The following is a 1,176-nucleotide window of genomic DNA, read 5'->3' as shown; positions in this document are numbered from 1 at the left end:
ACCATAATTATTTTGCAGGAAGCGGACTAAGGTCCGGGGGAGTGGGTTATGAAAACGAAACAAATCGCACAAAGGCGCCTGGTATCTTTTTTGGCGCCCTTGTTGCTCTGTGTAGCAGGGTGCGGGAACCCTATCCTGCGGGATGCCTGGATTACTGAACCGAATCCGGTCACCGAGGGGCCTCTGGTAGATCCGGTGACGGATACTACGCCCCCCGGTTTGCCCGGAGGCCGGGCGACGGACCAGGCCAGCGCGGCGGGAACTACTGCAATCATCAAATTCAGCGCCGACGAGGGGGGAACTTTCTACTATGTGACAACGCCGGAGGGCGCTGGAGCGCCTACTGCGGAGGCGATACAAACCGGCGGGGCGAACGGCACGGCGGCGGCGGGGATAAACACTATCTCCCTGGAGGGGCTTGAGCCGGGGGCTGGTTACACGGTTTATATCGTGCTGGCGGACGCGGCGGGGAACTTTTCGGCGGTTCTGGATATCCCGGTTAGCCCCCGGCGTACCGGGGATAACCCCGCAAAGGACCGGGCTGAACAGATCGAGGCGGCCCTGATAACGGCGGGGGAAATCACCCTTACGGCGCCCAGGGCCGGCGGCGGGAGCGCCCAGGTCGGCATTACCCTTGGCGAGGACGGGCGGATCACCATTGTCATTGACGGCTCTGCAAAGGAATACCCCTATATCATTGACGGGGATACTATCATCGTGGCCGGCGGAGGAAGCGACGGCGGGGATGCGGAACTGGGGTTTGCTATCGGCGATGATGGGACCCTTACCCTGGTGGGATTGGACGAGCTTGCTGACGGGGACTTGGCTGGCGGCCCGGTGGTTTCGGACCCGAACCCGCACCTGACACCGCCCCCAGCCTCCATCCTGGGGGTGACGGCGCTCAGCTTTGACGGGGCGGTCTATGGCGATGCGCAGCCTGAGGCGAAGCCTATTACGATTACCAATAGCGGAACGGGGGCGGCGGCTATCAGCGCAGTTGCACTAAGCGGCGACGGGAAGGACGCCTTTACACTGGGCGGTTCCGGGGATGCGGTGGCTGCGGGGAGCAGCATTGCTACGCGGACCGTACAGCCTGTGGCGGGCCTTGCGGTGGGGAGTTATACCGCTACCATTACGGTCAGCTATGACGGCGGGGCAGCGGCCACCGCAACCCTA

1 protein-coding gene is annotated in these 1,176 nt (G+C 63.1%); it reads left to right on the top strand.

The window, feature by feature from the left end:
* Nucleotides 1–48: 48 nt before the first annotated feature.
* Nucleotides 49–1,176, top strand: a 1,128-nt coding sequence (locus TPRIMZ1_RS19145; RefSeq protein ID WP_010261196.1) for a hypothetical protein, incomplete at its 3' end; no start/stop codon positions are given.

Source organism: Treponema primitia ZAS-1 (genome assembly GCF_000297095.1).
Taxonomy (GTDB): domain Bacteria; phylum Spirochaetota; class Spirochaetia; order Treponematales; family Breznakiellaceae; genus Termitinema; species Termitinema primitia_A.
The sequence above is the reverse complement of the archived record's forward strand: the minus strand, read 5'-3'. Positions and strand labels throughout refer to the sequence as shown.